Here is a 17,123-nt window from a genome sequence, read left to right as displayed (position 1 = left end):
AGCGATTGAATTCATTGTTTATAACGCTAATTATGAAGAAGATATGTCAAAAACAGAACTTGCAAGAAATTATGAAGTTGCTGTTTCAACCGTCACAAATAATATAAATAAAATGATGCCTGTCATCGTAAAAGAACTAACCAAAATACAAGAAGAAATAAATGAAATCATTTAACAACACGGAGTCAAAGGATTTATCTGGGACAAGGGCTCTGACCCCGTGTCCCAGAAGATTCCTCTCTTATCCAGTTTTTTTACGTTTTTCATTCTCGGAAATAATGTAGGCACATGCCGCGTCACCTGTAATGTTAACTGCTGTCCGCAGCATATCAAGCAGCCGGTCGATTCCAATTATTAGAGCAATCCCTTCAACCGGGAGCCCAATTTGCGAAAGGACCATTGCAAGCATGATTAGTCCGACACCTGGTACACCAGCCGTTCCAATACTAGCCAGTGTTGCTGTAAGAATAATCATAATGATTTCCGAGAATCCAAGATCAATCGCATACACTTGAGCGATAAACACAGCAGCTGTTGCTTGCATAATGGCTGTTCCATCCATATTGATTGTGGCGCCAAGGGGTTGAACAAAGCTGCTTATACTCTTGCTCACTCCAAGGTTTTCCTGAGCTGACTTCATTGAAATTGGTAAGGCTGCATTGGAACTTGACGTACTGAAAGCAACTGACATCGCAGGGAAAAATACTTTATAAAATGTCCAAGGATTTGCTTTTCCAAGCAGCCAGATGGCGAGACTATAAACAACAGCAGCATGGACAAATAACCCAAGGATAACAGTTCCCATATATGCTCCCATTGAGCCGATTGCATCAAGTCCTGCTCCGCCAATCGCCGAGGTAATAAGCGCAAATGCACCATATGGGGCTGCTTTCATAACTAGGTTAACAAGAAACATAAGAATGTCGTTGGCTTGCGTGAACAAACGTTGGATACCTTGTGTTTTATCTTGTAGAAAGGCAAGTGCAATACCGATGAAGATGGCAAATGCGATGATTTGCAACATATCACCAGAAGACATGGCAGACACTGGATTCGTAGGAATAATATTAACGATTGTTTCAACAACTGGCGGGGCTTCAGCCGCTTTGTAATCTGCGGCATCTACATCAAAGACACCTTCCGTCCCTGGCTTGATCATAAAGGCAAGCGCAAGGCTAATACATATAGCAATTGCAGTCGTAATAAGGAAAAAGCTAATCGCCTGAATTCCAATCCTACCTAGCTTAGCCGGCTCACCTAGACCAGCGGTACCGAGCACAATCGAGACAAAGACAATGGGAACAACGAGCATCATAATCAAGTTGATGAACACTTGACCAACCGGGGTTAATAAATACATATCAAGTGTTGAGAAAACGCTTTCAGGAATAAACGTTAAAATAATACCTGCAATGACACCAAGAACGAGGGCGATTAAAATCTTTTTCGTCAGACTCATCATCCGCCTCCTCATCTTTGTTGGTATGGGTTACAATTATATTCCCTATAGTTTATGCTTTTAAAACATAGTTAGAACAGAAATATTAACCCTGACGCACCACCAGCCATTCAAATGCTATCCAATTTAATACTTGGAAAAAGAACGGGAACTAAATCAGTACGAGAAAAAAGATTTTAGAAGAAGTATGTATTGAATGTAAAAATTTAAGCGGGTTAATCAAGGAAGTCTCCTTGAAAACCCGTTTTTTTACTTCTCTACGAAACAGCAGCTTTCATTCAGCGGAAATGTTTAGCACGTTCTCTTGGCTAGACCTCTAATCGCCGTTCAGTTGCCCGATGGACTGCAGACCTCCAAAGGTAAGTTGCACCCACTTAAGCTGAATGAAAGTAATAAGCAACTCAATAAAAAAATAACATGTATCACTATTAATCATACAAACTATTCGATATTATCTAGCAAAAGGCTTATAATGAAGGATAAGAGTGAAAAGAACGGCAACTTGAGGAATATTAATTGGAAGGGAGAGAGCGTCTATGGTGAATATTACCGATAAATTCGGGAGACCACTTCAGGATTTACGCATTTCTGTTACAGACCGCTGCAATTTCCGGTGCACATACTGTATGCCACGGGAGATATTTGGTCCGGATTATGCTTTTTTACCAAAGGAGCAATTACTAAGTAATGATGAAATCACAAGACTTGCGACTGCTTTCGTTGAGCTTGGCGTGAATAAAATTAGATTAACCGGCGGTGAGCCGCTATTAAGAAGGGATCTCCCACAACTGATTGAACAACTAAACGGAATTGATGGCCTTGAAGATATTGCCTTAACGACGAATGCCTCCCTGCTTCCGGTTAAGGCGGAAACGATTAAAAATGCAGGTCTGAAACGGATTAATGTAAGCTTGGATGCCCTCGATAATGAAACGTTTCAAGCGATCAATGATAGTGGAGTAAGTACTGAACGAGTGCTTAAAGGAATCGATGAAGCGCTGAAAGTCGGCTTGCATGTGAAAGTTAATATGGTCGTTAAGAAAGGCATGAATGAACAGGAAATTATCCCGATGTCGAAATTTTTTAAAGAAAAAGGAGTTACGTTACGATTTATTGAATTCATGGATGTTGGCACGACGAATGGGTGGGACTTCAGTAAAGTCGTAACGAAAAAAGAAATCCTTGACAACATTACGAAGCATTTTGACGTCGAGCCGGTTGACCCGGATTACCTTGGCGAAGTGGCGAAACGTTACCGCTATAAAGGAACAGATACAGAAGTCGGTTTCATTACATCTGTGTCTGAATCATTCTGTTTGACTTGTACCCGCGCCCGCATTGCGGCAGATGGGAAACTTTATACCTGTCTCTTTGCTTCCAGTGGGTATGACTTAAAGGATCTTGTCCGCTCGGAAACAGATGACGGAAAAATTAGAGAAACAATAGCTTCAATTTGGGGCAAGCGAACAGACCGGTATTCAGATGAACGCACAGAACAAACAGCGAAAAATAAGAAAAAAATCGAAATGTCTTATATCGGTGGTTAAAATGGATTGCGAGAAAAGAAAGGAAATGAAGTGATGAATGAACGATATTCGCGACAAGCTTTATTTAAACCGATTGGAGAATCCGGTCAGGAAAAAATCAATCAAAAACATGTTCTCATTGTTGGCTGCGGGGCCCTAGGAACAGCTAATGCCGCGAATCTCGTCCGGTCTGGAATTGGTAAACTGACAATCATTGATCGCGACTATGTGGAACTTAGTAACCTCCAGCGTCAGCAATTATTCACGGAAAAGGATGCGAAAAATCAAATACCTAAAGTGGTGGCAGCAAAAGAAAGGTTGAAAGCGATTAATCCGGAGGTGGAAATTGCCGCATATATTCTTGATGTTACTGGAGAGGACTTTGCACCACTGCTTGAGGGAGCGGATCTTGTAATTGATGCGACTGATAACTTCGACATTCGCTTCATTATGAATGACCTGATTCATAAATACAAGCTCCCATGGATATTCGGTTCTGTCGTCGGTAGTACAGGGATGAGCTATACGATTTTACCTGGTGAAACACCATGCTTAGCTTGTATTTTAAATACAACGACGATGACTGGCGCGACATGCGATTCAGTTGGAATCATTGCTCCGGCAGTACAAATGGTTGTTGCCCACCAATCTGCAGAAGCATTAAAACTGCTCGTAGAAGATGAAGAGGCTTTAAGAACCGAACTTGTCATGTTTGATCTCTGGTCCAATCAATATCAGACGATTAAGGTTGACCGGGCAAAAAAAGCAGATTGTCCAACATGCGGTACAAATCCGGCGTACCCAGCATTAAGTTATGATGAAAGAACAAAAACAGAAGTCCTCTGCGGCAGAAATACCGTACAAATAAGGGCGAAGCGTGACGTTGTTTTACCAGACCTTGCAAGCAAGCTGGGAAGGCTTGGTCAAGTTAATGTGAATGACTTTTTACTATCCCTTCAATATGATGATTTACGGATTGTTATTTTTAAAGATGGTCGGACTTTCATTCATGGGACCGATTCAATTGAACAAGCAAGGAAAATTTATTACCAGCTTGTTGGTTAGGAGGTTATTTAATGGTAGAAATACGTACACCTATTGAGGTGGACGATGCAATTCAAAGGGTCATGCAACACGCGGTAAAAGGAGAGAAGACGTCAATCCTTCTTGAAGAGAGCCACGGTTTTTTTCTTGCGGAAGATTTGATTAGTGATCATGCTGTTCCTCCCTTTGATCGAACACGATATGACGGATTTGCCGTTCGGGCAAACGATACTGGAAATGGTCTTAGTAAACTGGAAGTAGTTGGTGAAATTGGGGCGGGTAGTATATTCGAAGGAACCGTTCAGGAAAATGAAGCCGTCCGGATTATGACCGGTGCAGAGATTCCAGCCGGGTGCGATGCGGTGATTATGCTGGAGGATGTAGAGGAAAAGAGGCAAGATGGAAAGACATTTATCGAGTTTACTAGAAAACTAACATCGTTTGAAAATATTACAAAAACAGGTGAAGATACGAAAAGAGGCGAAGTGCTTGTCCAAAAGGGGACATACATAAATCCAGGAATTATGGCGTTGCTCGCGACCTTTGGTTACAGCGAAGTTCCCGTCGTTAAGCAACCGCTAGTAGGAATTATTTCTACTGGTAGTGAGCTTCTATCAGTGGATGCAGCACTAGAACCGGGCAAGATAAGGGACAGTAATTCTTACATGTTAATCGGGCAAATTGAGCGGGCTGGTGGCATCCCCGTTTCCCTCGGCCAGTTTGCGGATGAGCTCGAAGTTTGCTATGACCAAGTTGTTGCTGCGCTGGAAAAGATAGATATATTGCTTACAACGGGCGGTGTATCTGTCGGCGATTATGATTATATCCCGGATATTTTAAAGAGATTAAATGCGAATGTATTGTTTAATAAAATTAAAATGCGTCCCGGCTCTGTTACAACGGTAGCAGAGGTTGATGGCAAACTATTTTTCGGTTTATCAGGCAATCCATCCTCCTGTTATGTCGGCTTTGAAATGTACGCAAGGCCTGTAATCCGGCGCTTTTTGCATATGGAGAAGCCCTATTTGAAAAGGCTAAGGGCAGAGCTTGGTGCCGACTTTCCGAACGCTAATCCATTTCATCGATTCGTCCGGGGGAAGCTCGTATATGAAAATGGGAAAGTAATTGCAGTTCCTGTTGGCCTTGATAAACCGAATATCGTTACTTCCTTAGCTGAAGCAAATATACTTATTGTGCTCCCTGGAAATAAAGAAGGCTATGAAAAAGGTGAACAGAAAACAGTGATTTCCCTGGAGGAGCAGTCTGGAGTTACATGGGGAGATTGGTTGAAAGGGGGAGAACTTGTGTGACAGAGAAAATGTATGAAATTGTAAAAGAGCCAATCGATACGGAGGCTGTAATTCAGAAGGTGATACGCAGAGAAGCTGGGGCAATCACTACCTTTCTCGGGATTGCGAGGGAATGGACTCGGGGCAGGAAAACAATTTATCTTAAATACGATGCTTACGTAGCGATGGCCGAGAAGAAGCTTGCTGAAATAGGAGATGAAGTAAAGGGAAAATGGCCAGAAACAGAAGTCGCAGTCACCCATAGAATCGGGCGTCTGGATATATCGGAGACTGCTGTATGTATCGCTGTCTCATCCCCTCATCGCAAGGCCGCTTATGAAGCAAATGAATATGTTATTGAGCGCATTAAGCAGATTGTCCCGATTTGGAAAAAGGAGCATTGGGAAGATGGGGAGACATGGATTGGTAACCAGTTGGAAACACAAGTCTATCCAACTGGCGCACCAGAGCAGTAGTGTTTTTATCAATATAAACAAGTATGGGAAATGTAATTTTTGATCTATAAATACGGAAGGGGACGAGGAAACATGACGGAAAATATAGAAGTATTGAATCCAGCTACGGGTGAATTAGTGGAAGAGGTTACAGTTGATACTATGGAAGAAATTCAGGCAAAACTGGATAAGGTTGCAGATGGGTTCAATAAGTGGAAGAAAGTGAATGCCCACGAACGCGCACGTTTACTTCGGAAATGGTCGCAAAAAGTATTGGAGCAAAAAGAAGAAATTGCCCGTGTGATGACTCTTGAGAGTGGGAAGCCGCTTTCTGAGTCTCTTGGAGAAGTTGAATATGCAACAAGCTATATTGATTGGTTTGCAGAAGAAGCAAAACGGATTTACGGGAGAACCGTTCCAGCGAATACCGAGTCTAAGCGTATCCTCGTGACCCGCCAGCCAATAGGAGTGGTTGCAGCAATTACACCTTGGAACTTCCCTGCAGCAATGATGACGAGAAAAGCTGCACCGGCACTTGCTGCGGGCTGTACATTTATCGTAAAACCGGCAAGTGAAACTCCACTTACAACGATTAAGCTGATTGAACTAGCATATGAAGCAGGAATTCGAGAAGATGTGGTCCAATATGTCAATGGTTCAGGGAGAACGGTCGGTGAGATTTTCACAGATAGTCCACTCGTGAGAAAAATTACATTTACCGGTTCAACTCCAGTTGGAAAACAGTTAATTAAACAAAGTGCCGATTCGGTAAAACACGTATCGATGGAACTTGGTGGGCATGCCCCACTCATCATCACGAAAGATGCCGACCTTGACATCGCAGTTCCACAAACTATTGCATCTAAGTTCCGTAACGCAGGCCAAACTTGTATTTGTGCAAACCGAGTCCTCGTTGCAAAAGAAATTGTAGACGAATTCGCTGACAGACTTGTAAGGGAAGTAGCAAAATTAAAAGTTGGAAACGGACTGGAAGAAGATACTCAAATCGGCCCGGTCATCAATGGGGACGGCTTTAGAAAAGTTGTCAGTCAAATCGATGATGCCGTTCAAAAAGGTGCTGAAGTACTTACAGGGAATGAATTCGATAAAGATGATGATAAAGGCTATTACTTCATCTATCCTACCGTTCTTAAACAAGTAACTGGCGAAATGGATATCATGCAGGAGGAAACTTTTGGCCCCGTGCTTCCAATTACTGTGTTTGATACGGTGGAAGAAGCGATTGATATCGCAAATAACACACCATTCGGTTTAGCTGCATACTTCTTTACAAATGATTACCGGACAGGTACGTATTTACATGAACATCTAACCTTTGGTGTCATTGGTTGGAATGATGGTGCCCCGTCTGCTGCACACGCTCCGTTCGGTGGTTTAAAGGAAAGCGGAATCGGAAAAGAAGGCGGACTTGAAGGAATTGAACCATATTTGGAAACAAAATATTTATCCATTGGTGGTTTAGAGTAAAAGGACAGGGAAAGGCTCCGTTCCTTTCTTCTAATATGCACACGGACAATCAGAATTCCTGTTGCATATTGTAGAAGAGAAGGAGGGATACCATGGTTGAAAAATTAAGCTGGCTGCTTGCTGCAATTGCTTCCGGATTTGCGTTTATCGGTTTAAGCTACCTCATCCCGGAAGAATATTCAACCTTAGGGACAGTCTTTTTCATTATAGGAGCAATTGCAGTGGTAGTCTTTGCAGCAACGATAATTGTTAATACGTTAACTAGTTTAGTGAGAGGACAGGCAGGTAGCTAAAGAGAAAATATATTATTATATCTAAAAATAAGGACGTTCTGAGGATTCTCCTTGACGTCCTTTTTTGTAGTATAATGAATGAGTTAAGATTAGATTATTAGATAAGGAGTGTTTACGTGAATAAAAAGGATATTGCTAGTTTTCGCAGGCAGTTAAAGCCGGAAAATGATTTATTGAAAATAAATGAAGTATTTAACGTATATATTATGAAAGATTCAAGTGAAATCTATCATCAGGAGAGCACACCATTTGAAATGTTAGAGAGAGAGCAACAAGAATTGTTTATGAACAATTTTAAGAAAGTACTTGCAGGCCAACTCGATCGGAAGCTGTTTGAATTAAGATTCGCTCACGAAGCGGAAAACAGTACCCAGTTGCTTCTCCATCAAGGCGTGCTGACTGAACATAGTGAAACATGGAGAGATCGTATGCTGCAGATTGTAGAGAAGATGTTGGAAGTAAAGCAGTATGAGGAAGATATTATCGTTACATTCACAAAGGGTGAATATTTGAAGACGGTAAAACCGAGCAGTGAAGAAACCGAGGAGAATGAACGAGATAAAGTCTATTCCCATTTCTTTATTATGTGTACGATAAATACGACTCAGGAGCCAAGGAAAGAATTGGCGTTTGATTATGTGGAAAAAGAATTCAAATACAATATTGAAGTCAATCCAATTATTGATTTGAATGCCCCTATAGGTGGGTTTTTGTTCCCATGTTTTACGGATGGCGTTTCAGATGTGAATCATGTCCTTTATTCGACTGGTAAATCAAAGGAATTGGATTTTGCTTTTATTGAAGACGTGCTGAACGCGGAAGAGATGATGACCGCTGAGGAAGATAAGATTGTGTTTGAAGAGATTGTTAAAGACGTTGCTGGAGAACAGTTTACAACAGCGACACTTGCAAATGTGTATGATGAGATCCAGCAGGTGATTGAAGAGACGGACCCGGATGATACACCGAAGCTTGATTACCGAGATATGGAAAGTGTTTTAAGCAGCAGCGGTATAGAAAATGTACAACCGGAAGCTGTAGAGGAAGCCTTTAAAAAGGTAATCAACGATGAGAAGTTCGAATTAAAGGCAACGAATGTTGTACCGAAATATGATTCTAAATCAATTAAAATCAAAACGAAAGCTGCTGATTTGAAGGTGAGCCCAAGTGAATTACGGTACATTCGCCAGATGCGACTTGACGGGAAACTTTGTCTTGTCATTGAACTAGAAGAAAATACGGTGATTGAAGGGTTTGAAATCATCGAGGAAGATTTAGGTAAGAGTGAGCCGGGAAAAGACTCAGATGAATCAATTGTGTTATAGTTTAAATAAATAAAAATATTCCAAGGAGGAGAAAAGATGAGTATACACAGGCACCAACATACACATATGACAATTCATGATTTCCAAACGCATATGCATATTGGCTGGGACAAAGATATACCGCCGATTGCTGAAGTCGATTCTGGACAGACGATTACATTTGAAATTAGTGAAGCTTCCGGCGGACAATTTACGAAGCGTTCGACGAAGGAAGATGTTGCTTCCCTGGACTTTTCCAAAGTAAATCCGGTCGCTGGCCCGATTTATATTAAAGATGCGGAACCGGGGGATACGCTTGAAGTTGAAATGATCAATTTCCAGCAACTCGATTGGGGTTGGACAGCGATTATTCCTGGTTTTGGTCTATTAGCGGATGATTTCGAGGAACCCCATATTAAGACATTCGATCTCACAAAACCGAATACGACCGAATTTCTACATGGAATCGATTTGTTTATCAAACCCTTCCCAGGAACAATCGGTGTAGCCCTGCCGGAAGAAGGGAATTTTGGTGTCGTTCCACCTCGGCAAAATGGCGGGAATATCGACATTCGCTATATGACCCGAGGGACCAAATTATACTTACCGGTGTGGGTGGAAGGTGCCTTGTTCTCCATCGGTGATACACATGCTGCGCAAGGGGATGGCGAAGTTTGCGGTACAGCGATTGAAGCCTCGATGGAAGCGACTGTACGGTTTAAACTACATAAGGGTAAGACAATCGCCGAGCCGCGTTATGAAATTCCTGGACCTCCAACTCCTGAGGCGGACAGCCATGGATACTATGTAACGACCGGATTTGGTCCAGATTTAATGGAAGCATCCAGAAAAGCAATAAAATATATGATTGAACATCTCATGGACACATACGGCATGAAAGCTGAAGAAGCATATATGCTATGCAGTCTAGCAGTTGACTTACGTATAAGTGAAATCGTCAATGCACCGAACATGCTTGTTTCCGCTTTCCTCCCAAATGCTATATTCAAATAATGAACATGAAAAATAAGTCGCCGAGAGAATATCTCTCGTTGACTTATTTCATTAAAATAGCAAAAATCCAAGGGCGATCGGAATGAAGCTGAAAAATAGAATCATAACGCAAAAGCCCATGATATCCCGGATCTTAAGGCCAGCGATTGCGAGGATTGGTAAAGCCCAGAAAGGTTGGATCATATTCGTCCATGCGTCTCCCCAGGCAACTGCCATGGCTGTTTTGGGAATGTCAGCCCCTAATTCCATTGCCGCCTGGATCATGATTGGCCCTTGCACGGCCCACTGCCCGCCGCCAGAAGGTACGAAAATATTAACAATCCCGGCGCTTAAAAATGTGATGATTGGCATCGTATAATCTGTTGCGAAAGATACAAACCAGAGCGAAATTTGTTCGGATAGGCCAGAAGCTGTCATCATGCCCATTATTCCCGCATAGAACGGGAATTGAATAATGATTCCTCCTGCGTTCTTCACACCGTCTGAAACGGTATTCAAGAAACGTTTTGGTGTGCGGTGAAGCAAGATCCCGAGAAAGAGAAAGATGAAATTGACAATATTAATATTCAAGTCGAACCCATTGGTTGCAAAATGGTAAATAACAAAAGCGAGCCCTAATATACTGATGATGAGTGAAACGAGCCGACTATTTTCAAGCCGCTCAGCTGGAGTAGTCGCAGCCACTGTGTCGATTACTTGCTCCTCCTCATCAGAACTGAAACGATTTGTTTTCTCCGATAGATTGGATTCGGCAGCTCCTTTCAGCAAATAGCGGTTGAAAAAAGGTAACGTAACAAGCATTGCAATTACAATAAAAATATTCGCTGGACTAAATAATGTTTGAACGACTGGGATATTTCCCATTGTATCTTCAAGAAAATGACCAGGTGTTGCAATCGTTAATGGAATGGAAGCTGAGAAACCTCCATGCCAGACGAGCATGCCACTGTATGCACTCGCTATTAACACGCGAAAGTCGACGGTCGGTACTCTTTTTGCCACATGGATAGCAAATAAAGCGCCGACAACTAAACCGAACCCATAATTGATTAAACATGCAACAAGTGCTACAAAGGTAACGAGGATAACAGCTTGTGCCGGTGTTTTTGCAAGTGAACTTAGTCTTTTAAGCAACCCTTTCACGACAGGTGTGCTTGCTAAAATGTACCCTGTAACAACAACAAGAGACATCTGCATCCCAAATGCAAGCAAATCCCAAAATCCATCACCCCAATAGGACACCATTTCAATTGGTCCGCTGCCAGTGAAAAATACACCTAATACATACACGAGAACGGTTAGTATGATTGCAAATAAGAAGGCATCTGGCAAATAACGTTGGACAAGCCTATCAAACATTACGGTTAAAGCTTTCATCATAATCCTCCCGTCTAAATTCATTCAAGCCTGTAGCTTGTCTTACATCCTATGCAGGATTTTCCTATATCATGAAAACCCAGCATAGGAGTGCTGATTTATTAAATAAAAAAGCCAGTTCAATGGATTATCTCCACTGAACCAGCTTTATTTTTCGCTATACTTCCTTTTTCAACGCTTTATACAATGCGAATATCATTAGGATCATGATGAAGGAGAAGGGCAGTGCCGCGATGATGATTGTATTTTGCAAAGCGGTGAGGCCTCCTACATAAAGGAGAATGACTGCAACTGCAGATTGAGCAATTCCCCAAGCAACTTTAACGGTATTAGGCGGTGTTAGCGATCCTCTCGTTGTCTGCATGCCAAGTACAAACGTAGCTGAATCCGCAGATGTTATAAAGAATGAAGCAATTAAAATAATCGCTATAATAGAAAGAATCGTTGACAACGGCAATTGATCGAACATATTAAATAATACGAGCTCTGTTGCGAAATTGGACAAGTCGAATCCAGAGTCCTGGATACTCCCGGCTGTCGTACCGAATGCTGCATACCAGATCGCGATAAAGAGAGTAGGAGCAATCATCACGCCGACAATAAATTCGCGGATAGTGCGTCCACGGGATACTCGAGCAATAAACATTCCGACAAAGGGTGCCCAGGATAACCACCACGCCCAGTAAAATATTGTCCAGCTATCAAGCCAAGCACGGTTGTCGCCCGAAAGAGGTGCAGTTTTAAAGCTCATTCCAATTAGATTTTGAACATATAATCCGAGAGTTTCCGTAAACATATTCATAATGAGAACGGTCGGTCCAATCGCAATAACAATTATTAACAGAATAACTGCTAACACAATATTTGTATTAGATAAATATTTTATTCCTCGGCTTAGTCCTGACCAAGCAGACATAATAAAGAGTCCAGTCACAACGATAACAATTATTGTTTGCGGGACAAATCCTACTTCAATACCGAATAAATGTGATAATCCACCGTTTATTTGAACAGCACCGAAACCAAGAGAAGTTGCGACTCCGAACACTGTTGCAAATACAGACAACACATCAACAAACGTTCCGAATGGCCCATTCATCTTGTCGCCAAAGAGCGGTTTTAATGTTGATGAAATTAAACCAGGCTCGCCCTTTCTGAACTGGAAAAAGGCAAGGGATAAAGCAACGACTCCATACATCGCCCAGATATGGAGTCCCCAATGGAAATAAGAATAGACAAGGGCATCTTTGAAAGCTGCACTTGACCCTGCCTCTGCGTTCGGAGCGTCAACAATATAATGAAATAATGGCTCAGCTGCCCCGTAGAAAACAAGACCGATCCCCATTCCGGCAGAGAATAGCATTCCAATCCATGTAACTGTGGAAAAGTCGGGCTTATCGTGATCTTTTCCAAGGCGAATTTTCCCAAATCGGCTGAAAGCAATCATTATTGCTACTATGACCATGGCGGACATGAGCAACATATAATACCACCCAAAAGTGGTGGAAACAAATACTTTAATCCGACTCGTTAAATTTTCAAATTCAGTAGGGAACACTGCTCCCAAAATAACCATAATAACTACAATTGGTAGTGCTATGTAAAACACTTTTGAAACTTTCTTCATAGGTCCTCCCTTAAAACAAGTATAAAACATACGCGTTCTATTATACCCATAATAAAATAAATTGAAACCCGAATTACGTTTTTTTACATCGTTTAGGGAAAAAAAGTAAAATAACAACTTCAATCCAGAAAGGAAAACAGGGTATAATAAGGTGGGGAGATGATGGAGATGAAGATTACAGTAATTGGAATGTGGGGAGGCTATCCTAAAAAGGATGGGCCGTGCTCAGGCTATCTAGTTGAACAAGATGGTTTTTCAATGCTAATTGATTGCGGAAGTGGAGTACTTGTTAAACTGCAGGAATTCATAGATTTAAATGAGATTAATGACGTTCTATTATCCCATTACCACTATGATCATGCAAGTGATGTCGGTGCTTATCTGTTTTCCCGTCTGGTAAATACTCAGCTTGGTAGGGTTGATGAATCCCTTACAATTTATGGACCTCAAGACGAGATGAAAGAACAGGAGTTTACATCGGTTCCCTATACGGAATTCCAAGCAATTGATGAAGAGAGCGAGCTACATATTGGGCCGTTTCAACTAAATTTCTTAAAAACGATTCACCCGGTAGAAACATATGCGATGAAAATATCGAATGGAAAGAAAAGATTCGTATATACTGCGGATACAAGTTTTACGAAGGGACTTGTAGACTTTGCAAAAGGAGCGGATTTATTAATTGCAGAATGCAGTCTGTATGAAGGAATGGATGGGAAAAACTCAGGCCATATGAATGCGAGGGAAGCTGGGATGCTTGCAAAAAAAGCAGGAGCGCACAAGACATTATTAACCCACTTGCCACATTACGGAAATATTCAGAAGCTGGTAGAGAGTGCAGAAAAAACAGGAGCTGCAGCTGTTGAATTAGCGCAGCCCGGTATGGTAATTACCATTTAGAAAAATATGAATAGCTTTGGGAAAAGTATGAAATTCAATTATTTTCTTGAGGAAAAGTAAAAAAGTGGAGATTTTAAATTTTAAATCGGATTATCGACACACTTCGACGAATTCCGCTAAAAAAATTGAGTTATTTGCAAGTGAATCGACCTTTCTCGACATAAAAACAGAAGAAAAATCAAAAATTGCTTTTTGACGGATTAATGAATATTTATTATCTTTGGACTTAAGAGATTGGTTGAGGGACACTTCCCTCCAATATAAAACGCCATGGAGAGGTTCTATTAATTACGAATGCTCCCTTCCCGAAGAAAGCGATAGACCTCCTCCATGACGACTCGCATTAACCCCTCCATATTGGTTTCTTATTCCCTCGACCATTCCTTTTGATTTTGTGGTCTCATATTTACGATAATGATCCCAAGTGCAACCAAGGCAAGCGCGAATAGTATTGCCGGCGTAATATTTTCTCCTGGAATAAAGAGCGTTGATAAAATAGACCCCGAGACTGGGACAATGAATTTGTACATTGTGATTTCTCCAGCAGGGTTATATTTTAATAGGGAGTACCAGAGAGCAAAAGCAACGGAAGAAAGTAAAGCCGAATAAATAAATAATCCCCAGCCAAATGTGGTGAAAACAATCGCGTTTTCTCCAAGCTGTGGTAAGCCGATGATTAATAGCACGATTGCCCCTAAAGTGAACTGCCAGCCTGTAATCGCAAATGGATGGATCCCTTTAGCAAGTTCCTTCGCCATAATCGTTGCAACCGCACTGGTTACACCAGATAGAATCATAAATCCTTCACCAGTGAATGTGAATTGGTAGGAAAAACCTTGTCCCCAGTTCGCGATAATGATTCCTCCAAATCCTGCGAGGAGTCCGATTGCTTTTTGGATTGTCATCTTGTCGTTTACATAAAAATAATGTGCCAACAGGACGGTGAAGAATGTTCCGCTTGAGTTTAGAATTGCTCCTTGCATACCCGTAACATTGGCTAGTCCATTATAAAAGAAGAAATATTGCAATGCGGTCTGGACAATTCCGAGTACGAGCAAGATCATTAATTGTTTTTTAGTAATGAATAACTGTTTGATGTTACTAATCATTAGAAAGCCAAGTACGATAAGCCCAGCGAGCAGAAATCTCAGTCCAGCAAACACAATTTTTGCAATCACATCTTCTGAACCAATTTGGAATTCTTCATAACTTATTTTAAGTAATGGAAAGGCACTTCCCCATAATAATGAACAAAATACAGCAATGGCCACGACGGACCATTTATTCTTTAACAATCTTTGCATCTATAAAACCTCTAATCCGAAAATTAGGGCCAATTAGACAGTATCTAATTGACCCGTTCTTATTAATCTTCAACTTTTACTGGGATGATCAATTCGTTTTGTCTGGAACCGTCTTTGGCACTCTCTTCAAAAAGAACGATCATTCCAGTGTCATTCGTAACTTCATCGAATGAAATTTTAATTTCAAACTCGCCCCATTCTGGAGCCCCTTGGCTTGCCGTAACAGTTCCCTTATCAAGGATGTTATGGCCGTCTTCAAATTCATAGGAAACAGTTGCCTCGAATACGCGGGCTTCTCCGCGGACAGTAATCTCGTTATCGACAACACTGTCGGGTGCAGGTTCGAAAACTTTAAAAGCATCATTTTCTGCGACGATTTCTTCTCCCATTTCCTCAGTCGTGTCCTCTTCGACCGCTTTTTCATCCTCTGCTGACTCGTCATCTGTTGCTTCCTTTTCTGAGACATCTCCCTGTTCCGGTTCGTCTTGCTGTTCTGTATCCGGATCATTCCCATTTGTTCCACAAGCACTCAGGGAAATCAACCCGGAAAGAATGATTGCAAAGAAAATTATTCTGAACTTTTTCATTGCTTCTACCCTCCGAAGATATGACTTGTTGCATCTTGATTATATAACATTAAACAGCAACCTGAAAGCAAGGCACTTGGAAACCGATTCCATTTAGGCGGATTATGGTTTCAAGAACTTGCTGTTTCATGACTTAATATTTATAATGATTGGTATTATATAAAATGAAACTTTATTCAGAGGGGAGATGCGTGGATTGCCAATTAATATACCGAGAGAATTACCAGCAAGAGAAACATTGAAGAAAGAAAAGATTTTTGTAATGGATGAAGACAGGGCCCGTACACAGGATATCCGTCCATTAAATATTTTGATTTTGAATCTAATGCCCGAAAAGGAAAAGACCGAACTGCAATTATTACGTTTATTGGGAAATACACCATTACAAGTGAATATCAATTTCTTACGGACAGCAACGTACCAATCAAAAAATGTCAGCAATTATCATCTTGATACGTTTTATACAACATTTGATATGGTGAAATCCCGTAAGTTCGATGGCCTTATTATTACTGGTGCGCCGATTGAACATCTGGAGTTTGAAGAAGTGAGTTATTGGCGGGAATTACAGGAGGTTATGGATTGGTCGGTAGAGAATGTAACGTCCAATCTATACATATGCTGGGGAGCTCAAGCAGCACTTTATCATCATTATGGAATCAAGAAGAAATCCTTGCCGGAGAAATACTTTGGCGTTTTTAATCATGATATTTCCCTGCCTACTGAGAAACTCGTTCAGGGTTTTAATGATCATTTTTTAGCACCACATTCAAGACATACAACGGTTAGCGCGGAAGCAATTGAAAAGCACCCGGAACTTACGCTGTTATCGAAGACAGATGAAAACTCTCCATTCATCATTCTTTCAAATGATCGGAAAAATATTATGATTACAGGCCATCTTGAATATGATGCTACGACACTTCGTGATGAATACGAACGGGATGTGAAAAAGGGGCTCGACATCGCGGTTCCCGTGAATTATTTCCCTAATGACGATCCGGAGAAGACTCCGCCTAATTCATGGCGCTCCCACACACATTTATTATTTTCGAATTGGCTGAATTACTATGTGTATCAGGAAACACCGTACCATTGGAATTGACTCCTTAGCTTATAAAAAACAAAGGCGCAAGTATTTATCACGTATCAACGGTCTGTAATACCTCCACCTCTAAACAAGAGGGAAAACCAAAATGCTAAGGGGTGGAGGATATACAGTCCGTAAATACCTGATTCTGTTCAACTAACATTCGGTGGGGGGTAAGGATTCCCCACTGAATGAAGTTTCACTTTATCACGTATCAACGGTCTGTAATACCTCCACCTCTAAACAAGAGGAAAAACCAAAATGTTAGGGGGTGGAGGATATACAGTCCGTAAATACCTGATTCTGTTCAACTAACATTCAGTGGGGGTACGGAAACCCAACTGAATGAGTTTCGCTTTATAGTAT

At 41.3% G+C, this 17,123-nt stretch carries 15 protein-coding genes; 10 read left to right on the top strand and 5 right to left on the bottom strand.

What is annotated here, in order from left to right:
* Positions 1–241: 241 nt before the first annotated feature.
* The gene (locus tag WKU33_RS08735; RefSeq protein ID WP_336253535.1) at positions 242–1,459 is read right to left on the bottom strand and encodes a dicarboxylate/amino acid:cation symporter; all 1,218 of its coding nucleotides are present in this window, start codon (positions 1,457–1,459) and stop codon (positions 242–244) included.
* 536 nt (positions 1,460–1,995) lie between these two features.
* On the opposite strand from WKU33_RS08735, the gene moaA reads away from it, so the two are divergent.
* The 8 genes from moaA (at position 1,996) to WKU33_RS08695 (ending at position 9,872) form a co-directional block, all read left to right on the top strand.
* The gene (gene moaA / locus WKU33_RS08730; protein ID WP_336253534.1) at positions 1,996–3,006 is read left to right on the top strand and encodes a GTP 3',8-cyclase MoaA; all 1,011 of its coding nucleotides are present in this window, start codon (positions 1,996–1,998) and stop codon (positions 3,004–3,006) included.
* Positions 3,007–3,039: 33 nt separating this feature from the next.
* Positions 3,040–4,050 carry a MoeB/ThiF family adenylyltransferase gene (locus WKU33_RS08725; protein WP_336253533.1) on the top strand — a complete coding sequence of 337 codons (1,011 nt, stop codon included), beginning with the start codon at positions 3,040–3,042 and terminating at the stop codon, positions 4,048–4,050.
* 11 nt (positions 4,051–4,061) lie between these two features.
* Positions 4,062–5,339, top strand: a complete 1,278-nt coding sequence (locus tag WKU33_RS08720; RefSeq protein WP_336253545.1) for a molybdopterin molybdotransferase MoeA — start codon at positions 4,062–4,064, stop codon at positions 5,337–5,339.
* An 8-nt stretch (positions 5,340–5,347) separates the two neighbouring features.
* Positions 5,348–5,794: a molybdenum cofactor biosynthesis protein MoaE gene (locus WKU33_RS08715; RefSeq protein ID WP_442946248.1), complete on the top strand. Its 447-nt coding sequence runs from the start codon at positions 5,348–5,350 to the stop codon at positions 5,792–5,794.
* 72 nt (positions 5,795–5,866) lie between these two features.
* A complete protein-coding gene (locus tag WKU33_RS08710) occupies positions 5,867–7,261 on the top strand; it encodes an NAD-dependent succinate-semialdehyde dehydrogenase (protein WP_336253544.1) in 1,395 nt (464 codons plus the stop codon).
* 92 nt (positions 7,262–7,353) lie between these two features.
* Entirely contained in the window at positions 7,354–7,554 is a 201-nt protein-coding gene (locus WKU33_RS08705; RefSeq protein ID WP_156854864.1) for a hypothetical protein, read from the top strand.
* 116 nt (positions 7,555–7,670) lie between these two features.
* The gene (locus tag WKU33_RS08700; RefSeq protein ID WP_188855986.1) at positions 7,671–8,879 is read left to right on the top strand and encodes a DUF4317 domain-containing protein; all 1,209 of its coding nucleotides are present in this window, start codon (positions 7,671–7,673) and stop codon (positions 8,877–8,879) included.
* A gap of 36 nt (positions 8,880–8,915) precedes the next feature.
* Complete coding sequence (locus tag WKU33_RS08695) at positions 8,916–9,872, top strand: acetamidase/formamidase family protein (protein WP_340454155.1); 957 nt, start codon at positions 8,916–8,918, stop codon at positions 9,870–9,872.
* 51 nt (positions 9,873–9,923) lie between these two features.
* On the opposite strand, the gene WKU33_RS08690 is transcribed toward WKU33_RS08695, so the two are convergent.
* On the bottom strand, positions 9,924–11,249 hold the full coding sequence (locus WKU33_RS08690) for a short-chain fatty acid transporter (RefSeq protein WP_340454153.1): 1,326 nt from the start codon (positions 11,247–11,249) through the stop codon (positions 9,924–9,926).
* A 157-nt stretch (positions 11,250–11,406) separates the two neighbouring features.
* Positions 11,407–12,876, bottom strand: coding sequence for a glycine betaine uptake BCCT transporter (locus WKU33_RS08685; protein WP_340454152.1), 1,470 nt, complete (start codon positions 12,874–12,876; stop codon positions 11,407–11,409).
* A gap of 162 nt (positions 12,877–13,038) precedes the next feature.
* Between WKU33_RS08685 and WKU33_RS08680 the strand changes: the two genes are divergently transcribed.
* On the top strand, positions 13,039–13,776 hold the full coding sequence (locus tag WKU33_RS08680) for an MBL fold metallo-hydrolase (RefSeq protein ID WP_340454150.1): 738 nt from the start codon (positions 13,039–13,041) through the stop codon (positions 13,774–13,776).
* Between the two features lie 365 nt (positions 13,777–14,141).
* Here the strand turns inward: WKU33_RS08680 and WKU33_RS08675 are convergent, their stop codons facing one another.
* Positions 14,142–15,080, bottom strand: coding sequence for a DMT family transporter (locus WKU33_RS08675; RefSeq protein ID WP_156854856.1), 939 nt, complete (start codon positions 15,078–15,080; stop codon positions 14,142–14,144).
* Positions 15,081–15,142: 62 nt separating this feature from the next.
* A complete protein-coding gene (locus WKU33_RS08670) occupies positions 15,143–15,667 on the bottom strand; it encodes a Gmad2 immunoglobulin-like domain-containing protein (protein ID WP_188855983.1) in 525 nt (174 codons plus the stop codon).
* 196 nt (positions 15,668–15,863) lie between these two features.
* Between WKU33_RS08670 and metA the strand changes: the two genes are divergently transcribed.
* On the top strand, positions 15,864–16,772 hold the full coding sequence (gene metA, locus WKU33_RS08665; protein ID WP_188855982.1) for a homoserine O-acetyltransferase MetA: 909 nt from the start codon (positions 15,864–15,866) through the stop codon (positions 16,770–16,772).
* Positions 16,773–17,123: the final 351 nt, after the last annotated feature.

It is taken from the genome of Oceanobacillus sp. HCA-5259, from assembly GCF_037892815.1.
GTDB lineage: Bacteria > Bacillota > Bacilli > Bacillales > Amphibacillaceae > Oceanobacillus > Oceanobacillus indicireducens.
This window is presented reverse-complemented; position numbering and strand designations above follow the sequence as displayed.

Bases quoted from the DNA above. Each gene is read 5' to 3' on its own strand.
- WKU33_RS08705 (WP_156854864.1), top strand. From the start codon at position 7,354: ATGGTTGAAAAATTAAGCTGGCTGCTTGCTGCAATTGCTTCCGGATTT.
- WKU33_RS08695 (WP_340454155.1), top strand. From the start codon at position 8,916: ATGAGTATACACAGGCACCAACATACACATATGACAATTCATGATTTC.
- moaA (WP_336253534.1), top strand. From the start codon at position 1,996: ATGGTGAATATTACCGATAAATTCGGGAGACCACTTCAGGATTTACGC.
- WKU33_RS08680 (WP_340454150.1), top strand. From the start codon at position 13,039: ATGGAGATGAAGATTACAGTAATTGGAATGTGGGGAGGCTATCCTAAA.
- WKU33_RS08690 (WP_340454153.1), bottom strand. From the start codon at position 11,249: ATGAAAGCTTTAACCGTAATGTTTGATAGGCTTGTCCAACGTTATTTG.
- WKU33_RS08675 (WP_156854856.1), bottom strand. From the start codon at position 15,080: ATGCAAAGATTGTTAAAGAATAAATGGTCCGTCGTGGCCATTGCTGTA.
- WKU33_RS08685 (WP_340454152.1), bottom strand. From the start codon at position 12,876: ATGAAGAAAGTTTCAAAAGTGTTTTACATAGCACTACCAATTGTAGTT.
- WKU33_RS08735 (WP_336253535.1), bottom strand. From the start codon at position 1,459: ATGAGTCTGACGAAAAAGATTTTAATCGCCCTCGTTCTTGGTGTCATT.
- WKU33_RS08710 (WP_336253544.1), top strand. From the start codon at position 5,867: ATGACGGAAAATATAGAAGTATTGAATCCAGCTACGGGTGAATTAGTG.
- WKU33_RS08720 (WP_336253545.1), top strand. From the start codon at position 4,062: ATGGTAGAAATACGTACACCTATTGAGGTGGACGATGCAATTCAAAGG.
- WKU33_RS08670 (WP_188855983.1), bottom strand. From the start codon at position 15,667: ATGAAAAAGTTCAGAATAATTTTCTTTGCAATCATTCTTTCCGGGTTG.
- WKU33_RS08715 (WP_442946248.1), top strand. From the start codon at position 5,348: ATGTATGAAATTGTAAAAGAGCCAATCGATACGGAGGCTGTAATTCAG.
- WKU33_RS08725 (WP_336253533.1), top strand. From the start codon at position 3,040: ATGAATGAACGATATTCGCGACAAGCTTTATTTAAACCGATTGGAGAA.